This window comes from Bartonella sp. AA126HLJHH (genome assembly GCF_042197425.1).
Lineage (GTDB): Bacteria > Pseudomonadota > Alphaproteobacteria > Rhizobiales > Rhizobiaceae > Bartonella.
The window spans coordinates 1-559 of sequence record NZ_JBHIRU010000142.1 but is presented as its reverse complement, the minus strand read 5'-3'; the positions used below and the strand labels follow the sequence as shown (position 1 = coordinate 559).

The window sequence follows — 559 nt, the reverse complement described above, 5'->3', positions numbered from 1 at the left end:
ACCTCTTGATATGATTCTCTTGAAAGCTTATCACTCTTATAGAACGATTCTGGTTCTTTGAGAAAAAAACTAGAAAAGTCTATTTGCTTTGGGTTTGTTTTCTGATTCTTTGTTATAGCTTGATAGGCTTTTTCTGTTTGTGAAAGTTGTTCTTTTTTTAACGCAAGTTGTTTTTTTAAGAGCTCAATAATTTCCTCTTTTTTTAATAGCTTAATAAGCTCCAGATATTCTGCTGGTAGAGCAGGTGGTGGCGGTGGAGCAGGTGGTGGCGGTGGAGCAGACGATGGGGATTGTGCACATTTGTTTAGGACTCCAGTGCGGTCTGTTCCAAATATCCTCTTTTGATATTGAGCAAGTCCCAACGCTAGAAAATTGCATGTATCTGCTTGAAGAGAATCCGATGCATGTGCCAGATTTAGTATTCCCAAAAGGGTAATCATTCCTGTTATAATAAATCGCTTTTTCATCTGTCTCCTCGCTTAATTTCGGCAGGGATTGTTTTATTAATAGGCACGCGGTTCCTGTCATTGGGCTGTTTTAGCTTTGGTGCTAATGCACA

1 protein-coding gene and 1 pseudogene are annotated in these 559 nt (G+C 39.2%); both read right to left on the bottom strand.

Going from position 1 to position 559, the window contains the following annotated elements; genetic code table 11:
- A pseudogene (locus ACFIQC_RS10205) lies at nucleotides 1-467 on the bottom strand (hypothetical protein); the annotation flags it as partial.
- Nucleotides 464-559 (bottom strand): TrwH protein (locus ACFIQC_RS10200; protein WP_375618343.1); only part of this gene is annotated, 96 nt, incomplete at its 5' end. The pseudogene ACFIQC_RS10205 and the gene ACFIQC_RS10200, both read right to left, overlap by 4 nt.